Below are 24903 nucleotides of genomic sequence, written 5' to 3'. Positions count from 1 at the left end.
TGTGAAAAAAGATTGGATTGCTCCTCTTGCTTTATTATTTGTCTCTTTTATTTGGGGAGCTACGTTTGTTGTCGTTCAAAATGCTATGTCTTTCGTTGGTCCATTTACCTTTAATGGTATTCGCTTTTTATTCGCTGGAATTATTTTATTATTCGTTCAAATGATTTTCTCAAAAAACACTTCAAAACAAGATATAAAACAGAGTAGCCTCGCTGGATTAATCGTTGGGTTCTTTTTATGTGTTGGCTATGTATTACAAACATTTGGCTTACTTTATACAACTTCTTCAAAAGCAGGTTTCTTAACAGGGCTTAGTATCGTTATGGTACCAATTTTGTCTTTTATCTTTTTAAAACAAAAAGCTACCATTTTTATCGTACTTGGTATTGCTGTAGCAACAGCAGGTTTATACTTATTAACAGCTGCTGATTCTTTCCAATTAAATATAGGAGATATACTTGTTCTCGGTTGTGCAATCGCTTTCGCTGCCCATATTCTTATTAACGGCTTCTTTTCTAAGAAAATATCACCTTTATTATTAAGCACATCTCAAGTATTAGCTGTTGGTATATTTTCTTCTATTTGCGCTTTCTTGTTTGAAGATTGGGAAAAATTATTTTCAGTATCACTATGGACGAATCAATCTTTTTTATTCGCACTCTTTCTAACTGCCCTGTTTGCAACATCTATTGCTTTTTTCATTCAAACATCGGCCCAAAAGCACACTTCTCCAACGAGAGTAGCAATTATTTTCGCAATGGAACCCGTTTTTGCTGCATTAACAGGCGTTCTCGTTGCAAATGAACAACTTTCTATTTCTGCTATTATCGGATGTCTATGTATTTTCCTGGGCATGATTTTTGTTGAATGGCCTTCCAAAACAAAAAAAGAAGCGCAGGCTGCGTGAAGTTATGCTTGTAACTTCCGCATAAAAGCCTTAGCGCTTTTTTTATCTGTAATTTCTTCCTCTTTCAATCGTTCTAATAACGCAACGAAATAACTACCATCAAACTGCAATTGATGTTTAATTGTCGCTTCTATTGCTGCGTTCACAATCCCATCAGACGCACCAGTATATCCTTGTCCGAACATAATAAACCCTTGTGCTTCCTCTGATAATTTAAATCCTTTCGTATGTAAGAATGAAAGATAATCTTCTACTGTTTGCATGTTATTCCCACCTACTCAAAAATTCTCCATCTCCTATCATACATGTTTTTACACGCTATGAGAATGAAATTTCTTTGACAACTTTGTAAATCGCTCTTCTAATTCGCTTGCAATGGAGGATTTCCTAACAATCTGAAGGAATATGTACAGTGGAACTTATTTCATATTAAAGGGGAGACACGATGAAACAAGCACTATTAATTATCGACGCTCAACAAGAATTAATTGATGGAAATGAGCAAGAAAATGAAGTTTTTCGTAAAACCGAGCTATTATCTACACTAAATACAGTCATGCAGAAAGCAATAGATTCCAATGCTCTTATTGTTTTCGTAAGAGATATCGATGTTGCTTCTGGCAGCGGAGAAGGATTTGAAGTACATAATCAAATTCAAGTACCTCAGTCTGCAATCTTTATTAATAAAGCAGCAACCAATTCATTCTACGGCACTTCTTTACTTGAACTTTTAAAAGAAGAGAAAATTGGCCATATCGTTATCGGTGGATGTAAAACAGAGCATTGTATCGACACCGCAGTTAGAACTGCGACTGTACAAGGATTTGATGTTACATTAATTAAAAACGGTCATTCCACAACTGATTCTAACGTATTATCTGCAGAGCAAATTATTGCTCATCACAATAAAACTTTACACGGTCATTATAACGTTGATCATTTTTCTATGGTGAGAGATATCGAGGAAGACCTCTTTCAGCCAACTCATGACCAATATCGTGATTAAATTAGCTCAAAAAAGAATCCTTCATTTAAAAGGATTCTTTCTTTATCCAAAAATTTGTGCTGCAATACTATATAGTTCACTATTTCTTTTTATTAACCGATTACTATTTTTCATCATAATTGGTGGTGTATTCACCTTTTTAAAACCAGCAATCTCTAATTCTTTCATGAAATCGTTCTTTCCTTCTGGTACATCCATTCTTAATTTTCCATTATGCCCTCTTGCTAAATCATGTACTATTCTCATCGCCATCGCATTATTTTTAGCAACGACTGGTCCTATTATTTTATTTTCTGGCGTTTGTATACTTATACCGTATCCTACTACATTTTCTTTCGTATCCTTTACAACGACACACTGCTCACTTTGCATAATTCTTTGTTTTAAAAACTCGTTTCGGCTTGTCCCAAATGCGCCTTTATCTATTTTTATTATTCCTTCTAAATCACTCTCTTTATAAACCATCATATATTCTTCATTTTCTGCACATTTATGATTCGCATTGTACGAGTTACAAATATATTTAGAAACATAGCTTACTACCCTAAATCCTAATGTTTCATATAAGGGCTTCCCTTCATCCGTAGCAATAAGCATACATGGAGTTTGAGCTGATACGCTATTCATGCATGAATTCGTTGTCATCTTTCCAATCCCTCTCCCCTTATAATCTGGATGTACAATTACCATTCCAATAGATGCCAACGCCTCCCCGTATAATATAATTGCTGCGCTAGCAATAAGTTCCTTTCTCTCATTCCAGACGCCGTATACAATACCTGAGTTAAAAACTGCTTCAATTTCTTCTATGTTATAATCCCAGCCAATATAAGAAGATAACGCTACAATATCGCCTATTTGTTCTTTCCTAAGACGCTCCACCCTAATTTCCAATTCAATCATACTCCATCCCCTTATCTAGACATTTAAATCATTATTACTAAATCAACTTGTACATGTTTCCCTTTATTTGTCACACACATATGTTATTTTGACCAAGAGTATATTGTAAATGAGGTGACAACATGCCCATTACGAATCGATTTTCTACCACCACTAACGGCGCACTCGCTATTACAGGTAATACTTTAGGCTTAAGTAAAATTAGTAATCAAAACCGTGCTGGTACAATCGGGGCCATTGGTGCGTTCGTAACTACGAATACAGCTTTACAAGTTCCTACTTTTCCTGCTGGTACAACGTTAAACTATACACAAAATAGTTCTACCGCTATTTTAAATATCCCTGCTGGCAGTACTATTCTTTACGCAGAACTCATATGGGGAGGAAATTATTTAACTCGCGATCAAAATATTACAAGTGTTCTAGGAAATCCCGTTTCATTTACGACACCCGTTTCAACATACTCAATTACTCCTTCAGCTGTTACAGCTTCAAATCAAACATTCGTTTCAAACTCTATTACATTTGGCTTTTATACTCGTTCAGCAGACGTAACAACTCTTATTCAAGCGGGGGGTTCTGGTTCCTATACTACAGGAGCTGTCCCTGGACTTGTTGATCCTTTAGATGCTTCAAATGGATCTATTAACTCGGCTGGATGGACACTCATTGTCGCTTATCAAAACGGGACATTGCCTGCAAGAAACTTAACCATTTACGTAGCTGGTAACCGTGTTTCTGCTGATACTGGTAGTGCAGATGTAGCTGTTTCAGGATTTTTAACACCCGCAGGAGGACCTGTAAGCGGGAGATTATTCTTAAGCTCCACTGAAGGAGATGCAGATTTAACCGGGGATCAAGCATTATTTGGACCAAATTTCAGTTCATTAAATGCTTTATCTGGGCCAAATAATGCTGTAAATAACTTCTTCGGTTCTCAAATTAATAATGCTGCTGGAAACTTAGATACAACTGGGACATTTGGAACGCGAAATCAAAGTGCTTCTACAGGCACAAACATCTCCGCTGGGAGACAGGGCTGGGATATTACTTCTATTGATATTTCTCCTTATTTAACAAACTCACAAGTGTCCGCCGCAATCCGTTTAACAACTAACGGAGATGCGTATATGTTAAATACAGTCGGTTTACAAATCAACATAAATTCACCTACTATACAAGCAACGAAAAGCGTGAATAAAAGTGTTGCTGCAATTGGAGATATTCTCACTTATACAGTTACGATCCCTAACACCGGACTTCTTCCGGCGAATAATGTTACCTTTACAGACATTCTCCCTAACGGGACTTCCTTTATACCTGGCACTGTAACAGTAGATAATGTCCCGCAAACAAACGCAAATCCCGCCGCTGGTATATCTCTTGGAACAATCAATAATGGTGCTTCTCGTACAGTAACTTTCCAAGCTACTGTCGTTTCTCTTCCAAGTCAAAACCCTATCTCTAATACCGCTAATATTACATTTCAATATACACCTATCGCCGGAGGAACAACCTTTAACGGTCTTGCAACAAGCAATTCTGCTGGAACACAAATTAACCTGGCAGATATTAATGGAACAAAATCAGTCAACAAAATTTTTACCGATATTGGTGAAACATTAACTTACAGTATTGCCTTAGCTAATATAGGAAATATCGCTGCAACGAACGTTATATATACGGATCCGATTCCTAGCGGAACTACTTTCATTCCAGGAAGTGTAACTGTTAACGGAGTTACTCAAGCTGGAGCAAATCCCGCTAATGGTATATCAATTGGTTCGATTGCCGCAAATTCCACTACTACTATTTCATTCCAAGTGCTCGTTCCTTCTATCCCTCAAACAAATCCAATATTAAATAGTGGAACAACAACATATCAATATATTCCTGTACCAAATCAACCTGCAGTAAGTGGGACTGATACGACAAATATCGTATCTACTCAAGTGAATAACGCTACTGTAACAATGGTAAAAGCAGTAGATAAAAATTTTGCAGATATTGGTGATACACTAACGTACACCGTTTCTTTTACAGGTACAGGTAATACAAATGCGAACAATATTATTTTTACAGATGTCATTCCTACTGGAACAACTTTTGTTTTAAACAGTTTAACAATAGATGGCACTACACAAGTGGGCGCAAATCCCGCTAACGGCGTGAACATTGGATCCATCCCAAGCGGCACAACAAAAAATGTTACATTTCAAGTAGTAGTAAACACAATACCCGTGTCAAATGTCGTATCTAATGGATCAAATGCTTCTTATCAATATACCGTCAATCCTATCCAATCACCCGTTACAAAAAACATTTCTTCTAATCTCGTTTCCACTCAAATTAACAATGCGAATGTAACATTAACAAAATCAACTAACAAACAATTTGCCACAATTGGTGAAACGATAGGTTATACAATCCTTATTACAAACAGTGGAAATACAGCCGCTAATAACGTACAACTAACAGATCCACTTCCAAATGGAACGATATTAACATTAGGTTCGGTAACGCTCAACGGCGTTTTGCAAAATGTAGATTCTCTCGTTGCTTTACCTATTGGCACAATTCCTGCTGGAGCTACTTTTATCCTCTCTTTCCAAGTAACAGTTATTAATATTACTTCACAAAATCCTATCCTTAATAACGCTTTTGCCTCTTACATTTACACTGTAAATCCAAGTCTGCCACCAACTTCAAAAACAGCAAATTCTAATTCTGTTACATCTACAATTAGACTAGCAAATCTCCATGCTAATAAATCTGTAGATAAGACGTTTGCGGAAGTTGGCGATGTATTAACTTACACCTTTGCTCTTACTAACGATGGAAATGTTGCAGCAAACAACGTATTACTATCCGATTCCATCGCGAATGGCACTTCCTTTGTACCGAACAGTGTTATAGTTAACGGTGTTACTCAGCCGGGCATAACACCAGCTAGCATCAATATTGGTAGCATCAATGCTAATACTACAATTACAGCTTCATTCCAAGTAGTAATAACTAGCATTCCAAATCCAAACCCTATTTCAAATAGCGCTTTCGTCTCCTACAACTTTATCGTTGATCCAAACGCTTCACCTGTAAATAAAAACACTACTTCAACCACTACATTTACTCAAGTAAACGATGCAAATGTCATTTCAGCAAAAACAGTGGATCAAGCGTTCGCTACCGTAGGGGATATATTAACTTATACTGTTACTTTGACGAATGCAGGAAGTGTTTCTGCTGATAGTCCTACTTTCGTAGATACAAATCCAGACGGTACTACCTTTATTCCAAACACTTTTCTTATTAATGGTGTACTCCAAAATAACGCAGATCCAAATATAGGTGTTCCACTACCTTCCATTCCTGCTAACGGCTCACTTACCGTCTCTTATCAAGTAACCGTCACCTCTTTACCAACACAAAACCCAACGATAAATTCATCTAGTACACAGTATAGTTTTATTCTAAATCCGGGAGATCCACCAACTATAGAAATATCTGTAAGTAACACTGTAAGTACACAAATTAATTTAGCTAATGTAGTTATTGTCAAAGAAGTAGATTTAACTATCGCCGATGTAGGGCAACCAATCACATATACAATTTCTTTAGCTAATCTTGGCAATACTACAGCAAATAATGTTATTGTTACTGATATAATCCCTAATGGCACCACTATCGTACCAAATAGTATTTTTATAGGTGGTGCTTTACAACTAGGTGCAGATCCCAGTACCGGTCTTCAAGTCGGCTCCATTCCTTCGGGTGGTTTTACAACGATTGTTTTTCAAATAAGTGCAAATGGGCTACCTTCACCAAATCCAATTCAAAACAGCGCTTCACTTCAATATAGCTTTATCGCTGATCCAAATTTACCCGCTCTTGTTAGAAACGCTGCTAGCAATATAGTAACTACACAAATTAATACTGCTAATATCATTGCTACAAAGCTAACAAGCACAAACTTTGCTGATGTCGGTGATATCATATTATATGCGACTATTTTAACAAATAACGGGAATATCCCTGCTGCTAATGTAACGTTTACAGATATCATTCCAGCGGGTACCCTCTTCATTCCTAATACTGTAACGATTAATAATGTCCCTATAGCTAATGCAAATCCTGCTAACGGCATTTCGATTGGTACGATAGGAGCAAATTCATCACGCACCGTTGCATTCCAAGTTTTTGTACCAACTATCCCTGCTGTAAATCCGATTACAAATCAATCAGGCACAACATTCCAATATACGTATGATCCATCCAAACCCGCTGTGATGCAGATGGTTGCTTCTAGCACTGTACAGACAACTATTAATAACGCCTCAATTGCCGCTACTAAATCGGCAGATAAACAGTTTGCTAACGTAAATGATATTATTACGTACACGACTACTTTAACGAATAACGGGAATACACTTGCATCAAATGTAATATTTACAGATGTAATCCCAAACGGGACATCGTTCATTCCTAATAGTGTTACTGTAAACGGGAATGCACTGCCTAATGTCAATCCAGCAAGCGGAATTGCAATCGATCCAATAGATCCGAATACAAATACAATCATCTCGTTCCAAGTACAAGTAAATTCTATCCCGAACCCGAATCCAATCCCGAACCAAAGTAATACAACGTATCAGTATGTCATAGATCCTAACTTACCTCCAGCATCCGCTAATGCGCTGAGTAACGTAATAACAACTCAAATCAATAATGCCACGATTATCGCTACAAAATCAGTGAACACACCGAATGCTGCAATTGGAGATATCGTTACTTATACAATTGCAGTTACGAACACAGGAAATATCCCTGCTAGTGCTACAGTTTTAACAGATGGGCTTGGACCTGGTGCATCCTTCATCCCAAATTCCGTTACAATAAATAATGTTTCCCAACCTGGATTAGATCCTTCATTAGGGATTCATTTAGACGATATTTCACCAGGAAACACTACTTTCATTACATTCCAAGTGAAAATTCTGGCTATTCCACCTAGTGGAACTTTAACGAATAATGCTCTTGTAAACTACGAATATGCAGTGAATCCAGCTGAAACGCCAGCTATTGGTAGTACCGTTACAAACACAACAGTTACACCGATTATTGACGCTACTTTAGTAATAAATAAAAGTGCTAGTACAACTTTCGCTACGATTGGTGATACAATTACATTCACTTCATCTGTTACAAACACAGGAAATACTACTGCGAACAACATTGTTTTTACAGATACAATTCCAAACGGTACTACCCTTGTCCCAAATAGCTTTAAGATAAATGGTGTAACCGTCCCGAATGCAAATCCACAAAACGGTATCAATATTGGTAACTTAAATTCAAATGCATCGGTTACACTCAGTTTCCAAGTAAACATCACAACGCTTCCAAACCCTAATCCAATTCCGAACAAATCATCGCTTCAATATAGCTTTATTGTTGATATAAATGAACCGCCTGTTTCACGAACAGTTCAATCCAATACAACTTTTACGCAAGTAAATTCAGCTTCCGTTATCGCAACGAAAACTGCGAGCAGTGCATTTGCCGCTGTTGGCGATACAATTACGTATACAACTACTCTCACTAATAGCGGAAATACTACCGCAAACACACCTGTTTTTATCGATATATTACCACCTGAACTTTCATTCGTTCCTGATAGCGTACAAATTAATACCATCCCACAACTTGGATTTAGACCAGATAGCGGAATCTCTTTAGACTCAATTCCAGTTGGAGGAACGACAACAATTAGCTTTCAAGCTATCGTTGGCTCAATACCAGCTACAAATCCAACTTTGAACCAATCCAGTACGACATACTTGATCATTGTTGACCCTACCCAGCCACCGGTGACAGAAACAGCTACAAGTAATCCAACTTTAGTTCAAATTAATGAAGCAATTATTCAAGCAACGAAAAGTGTGGATCGACTATTTTCTGACGTAGCACCTGGAAATTCATTTTTAACGTATACAGTTTTATTAGAAAATGTAGGGAACACAACTGCTACGAATATCATTTTTACAGATCCTATTCCAAATAACACAATATTTATAGAAGATAGCGTTCGAGTCGGCGGAGTTTTATTGCCTGGGGTAAATCCAGCGAATGGAATACCAATTGGGGATATTATTGCAGGAGATTTTACAAACGTCACCTTTCGCGTTCAAGTAGTTAGTATTCCAAATCCAATTTTCACAATTGGACCTGGTGGACCAAACTCACCGGTTGTAAATAGTGCCTCCATTGACTATCAATTTATTACAGGACCTAATTTACCACTCGTTTCAAGAAGTACGACATCCAATCCCGTTGCGACACAAATAAATTCCGGAGAAATTGTGGCAATCAAATCTGTAGATAAAACTTTCGCAACGATTGGCGATACAATTTCTTATACAATTACATTAAGTAACCCTGGAAATGTCACTTCACAAAATATCATTTTTACAGATATTTTACCTGACGGAACGACATTCATATCTGGCACTCTTACAAACGATTCTGGTACACAGCAAATCGGAAATCCAGCTAGCGGGATACAGATTGGAAATATAAACCCAAATGGAACGGCCGTTATTTCTCTCAACGTACTTGTTACAAACATTCCAAGTATAAATCCTATCTCTAATTTTAGTTCCATACAATTTGAACATGTGATTGATCCTAGCCAACCTTCTGCATTACAAACAGCTGTATCTAATACAGTTTCAACGACCATTAATAGCGCAGTATTAACTACAACAAAAAGTGTTGATAAATCTATTATTTCCGTCGGGGGATACACTTACGTATACAACGACTATTACGAATACAGGAAATACACCAGCTACAAATATAACTTTTACAAGTGCGATTCCTCCTAGTACTACTTTTGTACCAGATTCGATCACTATAAATGGCATCCAGCAGCTTGGTGCACAGCCAGCACTCGGAGTAAATATACCAAATATCGCTCCTGGTGAAACAGTAACTGTTACTTTCCAAGTAAATGTGATTTCTGTTCCCCCTTCAAGCTCAATTATGGGTAACGATACAATTTTATATTCTTATACTGTTGATCCAAACGGAACTCCTGCTACTACTTCTACTTCAACAAACATTGTTACAAACCCTGTATTAGATGCTATGATAATGATGATTAAATCAGTTGATCAAACACTTGTAACGCTAGGTGATACCATTACCTATACGACAATTTTAACGAATAATGGTAATACAAATGCAACGAATATTACTTTCACCGACCTTATACCAGATGGTACAACGTTTATTACTGATAGCGTTACAATAGATGGCATCACGCAAATTGGCCTTAATCCTAATACAGGTATAACGATTGGAGCAATTGCTCCTAACAGCTCAATATCTATAGCATTTCAAGTGACGGCTACTTCTACACCTGTTCAAAATCCTATTGCCAATTCCGCTAGTGCTTCTTACACATTTATCGCTGACCCAAATGCCCCTATTGTTTCAAGAAATGTTACTTCAAACACAGTGTTCACTACGATTAATACAGCTACCATTCTTTCATTAAAACAAGTCGATGAATCCTTTAGTCGTATTGGAGACACACTCACTTATACTGTCGCTTTAACAAACAATGGAAACTCATCCGCACAAAATGTTATATTTACAGATACAATGCCGAGCGGAACTACTTTTATTGCAAACACATTCTCTATTAATGGGGTTCCTCAAAGTGGTGCGGATCCATCGAATGGTGTGAATATTGGGACTATAACAGCCGGGACTACAGTAACCGTTTCGTTCCAAGTTACTGTAACGTCATTACCAACGGAAAACCCCATTGTAAATTTCTCATCAACATCGTACCAATTAGTCTCACCACCTGATGCAGAAACTTCAATTAGTAATCCTGTTTCAACGCAAATTAAAGAAGCCATATTATCCATGACGAAAAATGAAAGTGTATCCTTTGCAGATATCGGGCAAACTGCTTTTTATACTACTTCTATTACCAATGTAGGAAATACCGATGCAACTAACATTGTATTCACAGATGTATTACCAAGTGGACTCACATTTGTTCCTAACACATTAACTGTCAATGGCGTTTTACAACCTAACGCGAATCCAAATACAGGTGTATTACTTGCAACACTTCCACCAAATGAAATATATAGTATCGTCTTTCAAGTGACAGTGAACAGTATTCCTCCTAGTAACCCAGCACCAAATACAGCATCAACGACGTATGAGTTTACTGTTGATCCAGGTAATCCGCCAGTATCGAGTACAGCTACTTCCAACACTACACTCCTTCAAATAAACAACGCAACTATTATTAGCATAAAAACAGCAGATCTTACTTTCGCGGATGTTGGTAATACAATAACATTTACACTTAACCTCCCTAATACCGGGAATGTGACTGCAACTGATGTAACTATTATTGACATTCTTGATAGTAATTTAAGTTTCGTTCCAAATAGTTTCACAGTTAATGGGCAAACCATTCCAAACGCTGATTTATCTACTGGTGTAAATATTGGTTCCATTAATGGTGGTAATGCGGCAATCGTTACATTCCAAGCAACTGTTATTACACTTCCAACACTTAATCCCATTTCTAACTCTGCTTCTATCACATATCATTATGTCGTTGATCCTAGCCAGCCACCTATTACAACTTCCAATCAATCTAATACAACGACAACACAAATTAATAGCGCTACCCTTACTGCACAAAAAAATTCAAATGTATCTACGGTAGATATCGGGCAGGATATTACCTACACCGTTACAATTACAAATAGCGGAAATGTTAGTGCAACGAATGTTATTTTTACCGACCTTATTCCAGACGGAACTTCCTTTGAACCAAATAGTTTTACACTAAACGGAACTAGCATCCCAAATGCAAATATCATTACAGGCGTTCCAATTGGTGATATTGCGCCAAACGAATCTGTCATCGTAGCATTCCATATTAATGCCAATGAAATTCCGCCTATAAATCCAATTACTAATCAAGCTAGCGTTAGCTTTCAACATATCGTTAATCCAGCTAATCCTCCAGTTTCAAAAAACATTACTTCTAATAGCGTTTCAACACAAATTGAAAGTGCTATTTTAAATACGATTAAAATAGGAGATAAAGCATTTGCAACGATTGGTGATACGATTACGTATACAACAACTATTACGAATACAGGAAATATCCCAGCTAACAATGTTGTATTCTCAGACCCTATACCATCGTGGACACAATTTGTTGCAGGATCAGTTGTTGTTGATGGAACTCCATTAACATCCGCTTCTATCATTGACGGCGTTGGCATAAATACAATAACTCCAAATCAAATCGTAACAATCGTATTCCAAGTTCAAATTGTAAGCAACCCAACAACGCTCACACCTGAACTCCAAAACTTAGGATTTGTTAACTTCCAATATAACGTAGGCAATGCATTACAGGCTCAACCTGGCAATGTGGAAACGAACGTCTTCGTTACCTCTATTAATTCAGCAATACTTTCAGCTGTAAAAACTACTAATACAGCCTTTGCAAATATTGAAGATACAATCACTTATACAGTTTTGATTCAAAATAATGGCAATACAAACGCTACGAATGTAAATTTCTCAGACATGGTTCCAGCAGGAACAACCTTTGTTGAAAATAGTTTTACTGTAAATGGAAGTAGCCTTCCAGGCGCAAATCCAAATTACGGAGTTAATATCGGAACAGTTAACGCGGGTAGTTCCTTAACCATTACTTTCCAAGTCATAGTTACATCAACCCCACCTTCAAATCCGATTACAAACGTAGCATCTATTCAATACGCATTCATCGTTGATCCAGCCTCTCCTCCTGTTACAAGCACGATAAATTCTAATAGCGCTTCAACACAAATTAATAACGCGACTGTTACAACTGTTTTACAAGCAAATCGAACAATCGTATCTCTCGGAGATGTAATTACGTATACAGCAACATTAACGAACACTGGAAACTTCCCTGCAAACTCTGTATTACTCATTAACGGCATTCCTGAGGGAGCATTATTTGTTCCAAATAGTGTCACGCTCAACGGAGTTTCACTTCCAGATGCAAGTCCAACTCTCGGTATTCCAGTTGGTATTATCGCACCAGGTGATTCTGCTACTATTACGTTCCAATTTCTCGCTAGTTCTATTCCACCGCAAGGAGCAATTATCAATCAAGCCATTACAAGTTACACGTATATCGTCAATCCAAGTCAACCTCCAGTTACAGCAACATCCTCATCTAATACGGTTAACACAGCTGTTGTTGATGCATCGTTATCCGCAATTAAAAATACAGATTCTCTCGTACAATCTACTGACGGTACAATCACTTACACAGTAGTCGTTCAAAATAACGGAAATACTACTGCAAATACAGTTACTTTAACAGATTTGGTTCCAGAAGGAACTGCATTTATTCCTAATAGCGTAACTATTAATAACGTTTCCGTTCCAGGTGCCGATCCTAATGTAGGAATACCATTAAACTCCATCGCACCGTCAGAAATAGTTACCGTCACATTCCAGGTTATCGTTCAATCCATTCCAAGCGTGAATCCAATTTCCAATACGGCCCGTATTGACTATAATTTTATCGCTGATCCAACTGCTCCCATCATCTCTCGAACAATTACGTCTAATCCTGCTTTCACACAAATTTCGGATGCGACTATCCTTTCTTTAAAAGCAGTCAATGCACAACAAGCAACAACAGGTGATATTTTGACTTATACAATAACATTAGAAAATACAGGAAATATCCCAACTACGAATCTCACATTTTCAGACACTATCCCTCAAGGGACTACCTTTGTAGAAAATAGTTTTACACTTAACGGAACAGCTATACTTGATGCCAATCCTAATGTAGGTGTTACTTTGCCTAACCTAGCTGCAAACGCTACGCACCTTATTTCGTTCCAAATTCTTATTAACGATTCATTCTCGCAAGAATCAATTACAAATCAATCCAACACAACTTATACAATTCAGCCAGACCCAGGGCAACCGCCTATTACTGAAACATCTACTAGTAATATCGTCATTACAAATTTCGTGCAAGCACAATTGACAATTACAAAAACATCCAATCCAACAACTGTTGATATTGGCGGAACTATACTTTATATTTCTGAAGTAAAAAATATCGGCAATGTTGACGCAATAAATATTAATTTTACAGATTCTATTCCAGCTGGGACTACATTCGTTCCCGATAGTGTCACAATTAACGGTATCCTTCAGCCAGGTGTAAATCCAGAAAACGGAATACCGATTGGAACAATTCCAGCAAACAGTTCCAAAACGATACTATTTCAAGTGCAAACAAATAATCCACCTACTGAAACCGAAATTGTAAATCAATCTTCAGCAACTTACCAATATGTAAGTATTCCTGCAGCCCCACCAGTAAATCGTTCTGCAAATTCTAATATCGTTACAACATCACTTCAAAATGCAAATATTATTTCTGTTAAAAGTGCGGATGTAACTTTCGTATCAATCGGGCAAATTATTACCTACACAAATACACTTCAAAATATAGGAAGCGTTCCAGCTAACAATACCGTTTTCATTGATAACATTCCAGAAGGTACTATATTCATTGAAGATAGCTTAGCAATAAATAATGTAATTCAGCCTGGCGCTAATCCTGAAAACGGAGTAACTCTCGGCACGATACAACCAAATGAAACAGTCACTATTTCATTCCAAGTACAACTTACAAATATACCAGAGGGCAATACAGTCATTAATATTTCAGACACTTCGTACGAATACCAAATTGACCCTAGTTCTCCAATTATTCAGCGTAGATCGTTATCAAATGCAGTAAATACTGAAGTGCGGACGGCAAATGTTAGTGCCATTAAATCCGCCAATAGATCCATTACACGCATTGGTCAAATCATCACATATACAGTCGCAGTTACAAACGCCGGTACAGTACCTATTACAAATACTCTCCTAATTGACGCAATTGCAGCTGGGACCACATTCGTTCTAAATAGCATTCTTGTAGATGGCATACCGAGACCTAATGAAAATCCAATTACCGGTATCAACCTTGATATTATCCTTCCAAATAATACAATTATTGTTACTTTTCAAGTAAGCGTAGTCTCTATACCGCCACAAAATAACATTAATAATATCGCAGTCATTCACTATGAGTATGAACCAGACCCAAGCGCACCACCAATTTCAGAAACGACATCTTCCAATAGTACAAATATACAATTTATTGATGCTATTCTTATTGCTACAAAATCCGCTAATACTGTATTAGCTAACATTGATGAAACCATTGAATATACAGTATTCATTCAAAATAACGGATCGACTACAACTAACTCCATCTTTTTTACAGATACTATAGCGGATGGAACAGTATTTATTCCAGGAAGTGTAATAGTTAACAATACTGTACTTCCTGCAGCAGATCCGAATATCGGCTTTTCCATTCCTAATGTCGCAGCAGGTCAAATAGCTACAATAACATTCCAAGTTTCCGTTACGAATTTACCTGTTGTAAATCCAGCACCTAATACTGCAAACATCGTCTACGACTTTATTTTCAATCCTGACTTTGCACCAATTCAAAAATCTACTACTTCCAATACTACTTTCGTTCAAATTAATGATGCTGATATCGTTTCACTTAAAACTGTTGATTTGACCTCTGTAACAATTGGTGACATTTTAACTTATACAACAACTTTAACGAATACAGGGAATACGGATGCCACTGCTGTTGTATTTACAGACAATATACCTGATGGAACAACTTTTATTGACGGTAGCGTTTTAGTAAATAACATTCCTCAGCTTAACGCCAATCCAAGTGCAGGTATACTTGTAGGAACGATTACTCCTAACACTTCTATCCCAGTCACATTTTCTGTTACCGTCGTAGCTCTTCCTGCTAGCGGCCATGTTCAAAATCAATCAACTTCTCGTTATACAATAAACGCGGAAGAACAAATATCGACTAGCAATATTACCTTCACTGAAGTTATTTCTGCTAATGTAATTGCGACAAAAACAACGCCTATCCAATATGCTGACTTACAAACTATCATCCCTTATACAATTTCCATCATAAATAACGGAAATATACAAGTCGAAAACATTATTGTTACAGATATCATCCCAGCAAATACGAGCTTTATAGAGAATAGTGTTATCGTGAACGGCAATGCTCGGCCAAATGACAACCCTCTTAACGGTATACAAATTGATAACATTCCGCCTAATACGACAGCAACTATTCTATTCCAAGTACGGGTTACTTCGATTCCACAAACAAATCCAATCTCTAACACGAGTACAATTGAATATGAATACACGGTACCAGATCGACCACCTATTACCGAAACTATTATTTCATCAGCTGCCGCAACAGAAATTAATCACGCGAATTTGAATAGTAATAAGGCTGTTGACCTTGCATTTGCAACGGTTGGTGATACGTTAACGTATACGATTACACTAAATCAAACCGGTAATGTTGCAACAAATGATGTAAACATTCAAGATATTATTCCTCAAGGTACTACGTTTATAGAAAATAGCGTCATTGTAAACGGAGAAGCTCTTCCGGGAGTGAATCCAGTAAGCGGCATACCAATTGGCACTATAATTGTTGGTGGAGATGCTATCGTTTCATTCCAAGTAACTGTGACTTCTATTCCAACACCAAATGAACTAAACAACAACGCAATTACTACTTTTAACTATATAGTCAACCCAAATAACGTACCCGTTACAAATACGACTACAACAAATACCGTCACAACTACTGTCCAAAATGATAATGTCATTGCCATAAAATCTGTTGATGTAACGAATGCCTTACCTGGTCAAACTTTAACGTATACAATTACGATTACGAATAGCGGTAATGTAACGATTGAAGACCTTCTTGCCATAGACACCGTACCAATAGATACGACTTTTGTTGCTGATAGTGTTACGATTAACGGAATCAATCAGCCTAATGAAAATCCTGAAAATGGTATTACGTTAGGAAATCTTGCTCCTAATGAATCTGTTATTATTACGTTCCAAGTGACAATATCTTCTTCTACTCTTCAATCTACAATTAATAATGATGCTTCTGTTTCCTATACCGTTATCATTGATCCAACAAAACCACCTATTACAATTACAAAACAAACAAATACCGTTACAACGACAGTCATTGATCCGATGGTTCGCATTGAAAAAACAACTGACAAATCTATTGTCGTTATAGGAGATATCATTACATTCACATTAGCGGTATTTAATCACTCCCCCATTCCGACAATCAGTACTTCTGTTATAGACAGCATTCCAGCTGGTACAACATTTATAGAAAATAGCGTAACAATTAACGGTACTTCGGTTCAAAATGTTCGTCCAGACACTGGTATTAATATTGGTTCTTTATCTGCAGATACAGTAGCAACTATAACATTTCAAGTTCTCGTAACTTCTATTCCTTCAAACAGTACAATTATAAATTCTGCAACAGTTACCGCTGCTTTTCAATTGACACCACAGGATCCAATTATTACTTTCATTGTTAATTCAAATATTGTTCGTATACCAGTTCAATTTGTAACTGCAACAGTCACGAAAAACGCTTCCGTCAGCTCCGCTTATTTAAACCAATACTTTGATTACACGGTGCGTATTACAAATACTTCCGAAATTTCACTCTCAAATATTTCTTTACAAGATACCATTCCAGCAGGTTTACAATTTATAAACGGCACTGTCTTTATTAACGGTGAACGCTCTCCACTAGCGAACCCAAATATCGGTTTCCTAGTTGCCACTAATTTAGAGCCAAATGAAACAATTATCGTGTTATTCACAGTACAAGTAATAAGTCCACCTATTAATAATCAATTTAAAAATACGGCCAATATTTCGTTACAACTTCAAGTCTCGCCTACCGATCCACCAATTACAGTAACCGTTACAAGCAACGAAAACATCGTCACCTTTGTTCCAGAAAATCCAGACGAAACACTTCCAAATTTAAATTGCTTCTTTGACGGTGAACGCTTCATACGGATTACTCCCCAAAATGCAAGAAATTACCTTTGGACTTGGATTTGGTGGAATTAAATTAAAAAAGAGATTGTAGTTTGGTTGAAACCAAATTACAATCTCTTTTTCATTGCCTTTATCACACTACGTTATAACTCGTCCAAGGATATACAATTAAGCATCACCTCAAGTTATTTTAGTCGTAATAAGTTGGCCAGCTTCATTAATAGTAACTTTCCATTTCACTCCACTAGCTGTCTTCATGATTATGCCTTTACTTGCCTCTATTTCAATATCTCCAAACATTCTTCCACCAGTTGTAGCTAACCAAGCATTCCCATTTTCCATAGAAGACCTTGCAAAAATGCGATTAATTCGAAAACGCTTATGATCTTGAGAATAACCACTTAATGTAATTCTTACTTTATATAGTTGATTCGCCTTCATATTCGATATAATTGTATCGCCTACATTTAATGGAACATCCGATGCGATAACCCAATTTCCAGTTGTGCTTAATGCATATTCAATTTTAATTTTTTTTGGACTCTCTCCCCATCCAAAATACATTCCGAAACAATTTAACATTTGTATTGGTTTTTTCGTAAAATCCAGTTCAATAACAACTGGATTACTATCTGGAACGTCAATATAGTTTACACTTTGTTCATCTATTAAATTAAAGCAATTTGCTAGATTTCCACCGTACGGTACTTTCCCACTTACTTGCTTAACAATATACTTTTGCTGAGCATTTACTAATATATCATCTTGATTGCCTATTAAGTGAGGTTTATTTAACGTAATCGGTAACTGAATTCGAAGAGATTCTTCATAGGTAGACTTACAAACATTATATTGCCCTTTATCTACAATAGTTGTCGAAAGCAGATTTGAAAAAAGGTAGTTACGATGAGAATTAGAAGAAAATTCAATGACAATTTGTTCACTACTCATCCGGTACGTATCCCAGATCATACAATCAAATGTATTATACGCACCTGAGCAACGAATTACTTTTTTCGTTTGTTGTCTACATTGTACTTGAATATCATGAAACGTATTTCCTGAACTTTCATTTGGTAAATCACTATTTCCATCTACTTCAATCCCATACACACATCCATCAATAAATATAGATTGAAATACATTGGCGTTAATCCAACAAGGTGTATTGATATCATTTATATATTCTGTCTTCAAATGTATTGCAGTTTGAAAGTTTTTAATTTGAATAAATTTAACTTGAAAGAAACTAATAAAATCCCATGCCTTTTGACAATAAAAATGTATAGCTTTTCCTTTATACGATGGGGTTGCATTTACTATATTTATATTTGATATAACAGATTGATTAGGTACTTCGATTTGTTGTGAACCAGAAACATAAATAACAACAGATTGAAACAATGGATTTATAACTTGAAGAGTACCACCAACTATCGAAGCGTTACTTTGTAGCTCAAATGCATTAAAATCTCCATCAATTTGCAGCGTTACGGTAGGATCTAACTCTAATCTTACGTTTGATTTAATAACAATCGGCTTTACAATTTTGTACGTATTTACCCCGGTAATTCTAACCGTCGAAATTCGATTCGCTACACAATAATCAATAGCTTGCTGAATTGCTAATGAGCTATCATTTCCCGAGTTTGGAACTGCGCCAAAACAATTAATGTGAACGCTACTTTCTGGCACACAATCTTCTTGGGAAGAAATATATTCTGACAAAATAAATTCACTCCTCATATTACCTTTTTCATATAATATGTGAGTTGTCTCTTAAAAGTTTCTATAATAAAAAAAACAAACGACCTACCCGGTCATTTGTTTAATTCATATATATTTTTCGTTTCCTCTATCATTTTAGTTAACGAGAAATACATCATTGCTTTCTCTCGTGCTTTTAGTCTAATAGCAATTACCTTTTCTTCATTCCCTTGTAGTTCCTCAAGCGCACTTGCGAATTCATATTCGCAATATTCAGATATCAAAATACCTGATTCTCCATCTATTACTGCTTCATGTATTCCACCAACATCTATTGAAACTATTGGTGTCCCTGTAGCCATTGCTTCAATTACTACCATTGGAAACACTTCACGAAAAGATAATAAAAGTAAGGCATCCATATTCCCTATAAACTCATGCGGCTCAGAAATATTTCCTAGCATCTTTACACTCTGTTGCAATCCATATTTTTCTATTTCTTTCATAATCGGTTCTTTCTCTGGTCCATCACCAGCAATATAAAACATAAAATCATTTCTCTTTTTCAACACATTTGCAATTTTGACAAATAGTAGATGGTTTTTCTCTTTGGATAATCTAGCTAATATCCCTATTTTATATGTAGATTCTTTCTTTTTCTGCTGGAATAAAAACTTTTCAATATCGACACCGTTATAAATTGTATTTATTTTTTCTTCTGCTACATGAATTGAAATTAAATTATTCTTTTCAAACTCACTTACTGTAATAATATTGTTTACATATTTATTCATGAAATAACGAAAAAGCGTTGGCATTTTCTTTTCTAATATCGTTACATTATGTTTCGTATAAACAATTTTCATCTTTTTTTTAATAAACTTTTGAAGTAGCAAAGCATATAATACCATTCGCAAACTATTTGCATGAATAAGTTCTATCTTTCGTTTACAAATTTCGTTTCGTAAATAATAAATATTTCTCAAATGATTCCATCTACTAAGTAAGATGAAATTTTCTTTTCTAGTAAGAGATTCATATAGTTCTCCATCACCTGCAGCTGTATAAATCTTAAAATCCTCATAACGCAAATTACTTTCCAATTTACAGAAATAGCTCTCGGCTCCGCCAGTTATCAATTTATCTGTCATCAACAGTATATTCATAATTGCGTCTTCCCAACTACATTGATTTTATTTTTTTTATAAGCATGATAAGCATACTTGCTGAAATAGTAAAAAATTTGTACCGAATTCAGTCTTTCTTGTTCCCTTAACAATTTCCAATACCGGAAAGCTGCTCTAATTTTATTTCTAGAAACAGAATTTGTAACAATTCTATATTTTGCTAACACTTGCTGTATCCCTTTTGCTTCATACCCTTTATGTAATAAGTTCAGCCATAACGCTGTATCTTCCGGCTGTATACTAGGCATTTCTACATACGGAATTTTTTCACGATCAATCATCACTGTTAAACACCCGATAATTGTATTTCCTACTAAATAATGATAGTCAACAGATTTTGGTACACTCACTTCGCGATTTAGTTCATTACCATTTTCATCAATTAAACTATACGACGCATATGAAAAAGCAATATTCATTTCTTCCATAAATAACAATTGTGTCTTCAATTTATGCGGCAACCATATATCATCACTATCTAAAAAGGCAATATACCTTCCTCTTGCCTCTTGGATCGCTAAATTCCGAGCTTTAGCAGCACCAACATTTTCTTTTAATGATAATAATCTAATTCGTGAGTCTCCTTCTATTATCTCTTTAATTTTTTCCGCAGATTGGTCGGTTGAACCGTCATCAACGATAATCATTTCCCAGTTTTCATACGATTGATTCTGTACAGATAAAATTGTCTCACCTATAAATCGTATACTATTATAAGAAGGTGTTATTACAGAAACATAAGGCGGCTCGTTATGTGCTGATAGACATTTTACCATCTATCTTTCCCCTTCCTTCATATATTGAAATATACTTCACAACAACTGCTAAAAATAAAAAGAACGCTTCGTTAATAATGAGTGACAATGACATCATCTGAAATAAAAATGCAATCATAGTCAATAGAAGGTATGGTTTTTCACGAAACAAAGTATGCTGCGCTAGCTTGAATATTAATATGAATAAAAATGCGCTATATAGAAGAAAACCAATTGTACCCGATTCAGACAAAATTTCTAAAAATGTATTGTGTACATATAATTTTTCATTAAATTGATACTCATAATAATTCGAAAAGTTAAAAGCACCGATTCCGATATATGGATTGGATAAATAATATTTAAAAGCAGCTTCCCATAATGTAAATCTACCACTTCCATTATCATGGGAAAAATCAGAGATTCGTTTATTTAATATGTCATCTAATTGGCCCCCCATTACACTATTCGATAAACTAAAAATAACTACACTAAACAATACTAAACTCATAATTATTTTTATTTTTTTAGCGAAACTAGACATACATATATATACAAAAACGACAAGCACAAGCGCTAATATACCACCCCTTGAAAAGGTTAATAGACTCGTCGTAACACATAAAATTAACCCTAGGATGTTAGTGATATTTTGTAAATTAGTCATATAGTACATAAAAAATATTGTATTATAGAAAATAAAAATGTTAGGATCATCTAGCAATCCAATTAACCGTGGATATCCTCTATCAACTAATAAACCAGCAAAAATTTCTCTCTCTTCTCCACCGTATAAACTAAAGTATTGTAAACCGATTATATAGAGTATTAGACTTACAATATTAAATACTACTCCTACATAAGCAATAGATGATTCAAGTACCACTATTTCAGTATTCCCCAATAAATTCCTCATTATAAAATAGCATCCTAAAACGAGTAGCACGCCAAAAATCATACGAATACTAGCATTTAAATACATAGAAAGAATTCCACTTAAACAATAAATGAAATAAAACAGTAAAAATATAACTTCATGAAAATATAACTTTTGAATATGAAAGTTTTTAATTGTTAAACAAAAATATATGACTAAAAAAATCATATATATTTTCAATGAAAATCCAATATATAAATTGTATTTACTTAACATAACAAATAATATTAGAAGAATAATCCATCCCATCGATACTTTCATACTATTTTCCATAGGCTATATCCCCTGTTTCGTAATATAATCCTTTTTGCGTATTTTTCTTATAAAAGAAAGAAGAAGTTTTTTTAGCTCATAATCATATAGGAATATGGCAGCTACTACAATTAGTATATTAAGAACAAGCGCAATTAAATGATATGTATGCAATATATATTGCACTCCAATAAAGGTTACACCAAAATAAATTGTATACGGTATTACAATTTGGAATACAATTTTTTTCTTCACTACACTTACCGCTATATATCCCACTAAAGCGACAATTTCAAATAAAACCATAGCGTATGCCGCTCCTATCACTCCACCAAGACTACTAAAGCTATAAAGCATAACCCCACCTATCACCAATGCTACACACTGCACAACAGTTCTCTTATTTTGACATCCGCTCGTCGTTAAACCGTCAGCAATGGCAATATTTAAACTTTGTAGCACAATAAGAAATGATAATATTTGGAGTGGTTCTACTGCATTGCTCCATTCTTCATGAAAAAATATAGAAATAAAGTATGGTGCTAAATGATATAAACCAATCGTCATACATATTCCTACAATCGCCATTGATTTAATTTGAAGCAAATTTAATTTCGTATGCGCTTCTAAATTATTCTGGTTATAATGCTTAAAGAGCACTGGAAAAAATGCACCTGCAATTACCCCCGGTACTTGATATAAAGCTGCCGGCATCCGGTAGGCTACTGCAAAAACACCTACCATACTTAATGGCAATGTATAGTTAAGCAAGATAGGTGCTAATTGTGGCGTACTCATTATTAAAAAACCGCTAATAATAAAGGGAGTTAATTGCCAAAATAACGCTTTATGAATTACGACTTTCATATTCATTTTCGTCTTTCTTCTCATGATATATATACTGAATACACCACCGATCATATACCCAAAAGCATATAAGCGAGCCGTTACATACACCGGTAACTCTCCGAAAATACAAAAACATGTAATTATAATAACAACCGATGATGATACAACTTTAATGAGCGCTATATACTCCATACGTTCCATCAGTTGAAAATAGACAATTCCTATGTTTTGCCAAGTTAATCCTATTAACATGAAAAACATTACGTTTATCATCATATAAATTAAATTTTTATCTACATACATATAATGAATAGCAACATAACCGATGATAGAAATAAAAATAAGTAGAATCATCCTTATTTTTATATACGATGATAAAATCTTCTCTAAATCTGCTCCACCCTTTGCCCCTTCTCGAAGAAACGTATTACTAAGTCCTAAGTCTGTAAAAAATAACATAACAAACGTCACTGCTATGGCAACACTAAACATCCCATAATGTTGTGCGTTAAAAAAGTTTGCTAAAATAATTAAACTGACAGCCTGAAGAAGGTTAGCTAAAATCGTACTATAAAATAGATGGATAATATTGTTTAGAATAGATCTACCCATACCAGTTCTCCTTTGCAAGTAACCTACTTACATATGTTGTTTGTTTACATATATATTTATCTTGCACCATTACCGTTCAATACAATTAAAACGGTCTTACATAAAATACGGATATCCATCCGAATCGTTTTCATTTCAATATACTCCATATCCAGCCTCAACTTTTCCTTTGGATCAAGATTATATCCTCCATTTATTTGTGCCCATCCTGTTAATCCTGGTTTTACCATTAAACGATCCTTAAATTCTGGAATATACGCATCAAATTCATTATAAAAAAACTCTCTCTCTGGTCGAGGGCCTACAAAAGACATATCTCCTCTTAAAATATTTAAAAGTTGCGGTAATTCATCAATTCTCGTTTTTCTTATGAACAATCCAACTTTTGTAATTCTTGAATCATGTTCTTTTGCCCATTGCGGGCCATTTATTTCAGCATCCTTTACCATCGATCTTAATTTAAATACATTAAACTTCTTCCCGTTTATACCTAAACGTTCTTGAAAGTAAATTGAAGCCCCTGATGTTTCTAAAGTAATCATAATACAAAAGAACAACATAATTGGTATCGTTAATAGTAACAATATGATTGAAAATATAATATCAAACAAGCGTTTTACACTTCGATTCAATATGCTAGGCTTTTCTTGAGCCGGAATCGTATACAACTTGGCTTGATTTGTTTCACGAATCATGGATCGTTA

Annotated in this window: 10 protein-coding genes and 1 pseudogene; 3 read left to right on the top strand and 8 right to left on the bottom strand. The window is 35.5% G+C overall.

Translation table 11 applies throughout. The annotated features are described in order from the left end of the window. Position 1 precedes the first annotated feature (1 nt). Positions 2–907, top strand: a complete 906-nt coding sequence (locus DN403_RS10900) for a DMT family transporter (protein WP_000711161.1) — start codon at positions 2–4, stop codon at positions 905–907. A gap of 2 nt (positions 908–909) precedes the next feature. On the opposite strand, the gene DN403_RS10895 is transcribed toward DN403_RS10900, so the two are convergent. Then, on the bottom strand, positions 910–1170 hold the full coding sequence (locus DN403_RS10895; protein WP_001195212.1) for a DUF6123 family protein: 261 nt from the start codon (positions 1168–1170) through the stop codon (positions 910–912). Between the two features lie 182 nt (positions 1171–1352). On the opposite strand from DN403_RS10895, the gene DN403_RS10890 reads away from it, so the two are divergent. Continuing rightward, positions 1353–1913 (top strand): cysteine hydrolase family protein, encoded by a 561-nt coding sequence (locus tag DN403_RS10890; protein WP_042597500.1) that lies wholly within the window; start codon positions 1353–1355, stop codon positions 1911–1913. A 42-nt stretch (positions 1914–1955) separates the two neighbouring features. On the opposite strand, the gene DN403_RS10885 is transcribed toward DN403_RS10890, so the two are convergent. Then, positions 1956–2816 (bottom strand): GNAT family N-acetyltransferase, encoded by an 861-nt coding sequence (locus tag DN403_RS10885; protein WP_000571018.1) that lies wholly within the window; start codon positions 2814–2816, stop codon positions 1956–1958. 122 nt (positions 2817–2938) lie between these two features. Here DN403_RS10885 and DN403_RS10880 point away from each other — a divergent pair. Further along, positions 2939–17972, top strand: a pseudogene (locus tag DN403_RS10880) (DUF7507 domain-containing protein). A 108-nt stretch (positions 17973–18080) separates the two neighbouring features. Here DN403_RS10880 and DN403_RS10875 read toward each other — a convergent pair. The 6 genes from DN403_RS10875 to DN403_RS10850 form a co-directional block, all read right to left on the bottom strand. Continuing rightward, a complete protein-coding gene (locus DN403_RS10875) occupies positions 18081–19628 on the bottom strand; it encodes a glycoside hydrolase family protein (RefSeq protein ID WP_000006067.1) in 1548 nt (515 codons plus the stop codon). Between the two features lie 92 nt (positions 19629–19720). Beyond that, complete coding sequence (locus tag DN403_RS10870) at positions 19721–20773, bottom strand: glycosyltransferase family 4 protein (protein ID WP_001023711.1); 1053 nt, start codon at positions 20771–20773, stop codon at positions 19721–19723. Beyond that, on the bottom strand, positions 20770–21570 hold the full coding sequence (locus DN403_RS10865; protein WP_000237679.1) for a glycosyltransferase family 2 protein: 801 nt from the start codon (positions 21568–21570) through the stop codon (positions 20770–20772). The genes DN403_RS10870 and DN403_RS10865 overlap by 4 nt, the downstream gene beginning before the upstream one ends. After that, positions 21545–22759, bottom strand: coding sequence for an O-antigen ligase family protein (locus DN403_RS10860; protein ID WP_000431763.1), 1215 nt, complete (start codon positions 22757–22759; stop codon positions 21545–21547). The genes DN403_RS10865 and DN403_RS10860 overlap by 26 nt, the downstream gene beginning before the upstream one ends. A gap of 3 nt (positions 22760–22762) precedes the next feature. Further along, positions 22763–24199, bottom strand: a complete 1437-nt coding sequence (locus DN403_RS10855; protein ID WP_000533727.1) for an oligosaccharide flippase family protein — start codon at positions 24197–24199, stop codon at positions 22763–22765. A 56-nt stretch (positions 24200–24255) separates the two neighbouring features. Then, positions 24256–24894 carry a sugar transferase gene (locus tag DN403_RS10850; RefSeq protein WP_149185458.1) on the bottom strand — a complete coding sequence of 213 codons (639 nt, stop codon included), beginning with the start codon at positions 24892–24894 and terminating at the stop codon, positions 24256–24258. Between the last annotated feature and the right edge of the window lie 9 nt (positions 24895–24903).

This window comes from Bacillus sp. AY2-1 (assembly GCF_008368965.1).
Taxonomy (GTDB): domain Bacteria; phylum Bacillota; class Bacilli; order Bacillales; family Bacillaceae_G; genus Bacillus_A; species Bacillus_A thuringiensis_S.
Note: the sequence above shows the minus strand (reverse complement) of the source record. Positions and strands in the feature narration are given on the sequence as shown.

Bases quoted from the DNA above. Each gene is read 5' to 3' on its own strand.
- DN403_RS10895 (WP_001195212.1), bottom strand. From the start codon at position 1,170: ATGCAAACAGTAGAAGATTATCTTTCATTCTTACATACGAAAGGATTT.
- DN403_RS10890 (WP_042597500.1), top strand. From the start codon at position 1,353: ATGAAACAAGCACTATTAATTATCGACGCTCAACAAGAATTAATTGAT.
- DN403_RS10885 (WP_000571018.1), bottom strand. From the start codon at position 2,816: ATGATTGAATTGGAAATTAGGGTGGAGCGTCTTAGGAAAGAACAAATA.
- DN403_RS10870 (WP_001023711.1), bottom strand. From the start codon at position 20,773: ATGAATATACTGTTGATGACAGATAAATTGATAACTGGCGGAGCCGAG.
- DN403_RS10865 (WP_000237679.1), bottom strand. From the start codon at position 21,570: ATGGTAAAATGTCTATCAGCACATAACGAGCCGCCTTATGTTTCTGTA.
- DN403_RS10860 (WP_000431763.1), bottom strand. From the start codon at position 22,759: ATGGAAAATAGTATGAAAGTATCGATGGGATGGATTATTCTTCTAATA.
- DN403_RS10855 (WP_000533727.1), bottom strand. From the start codon at position 24,199: ATGGGTAGATCTATTCTAAACAATATTATCCATCTATTTTATAGTACG.
- DN403_RS10850 (WP_149185458.1), bottom strand. From the start codon at position 24,894: ATGATTCGTGAAACAAATCAAGCCAAGTTGTATACGATTCCGGCTCAA.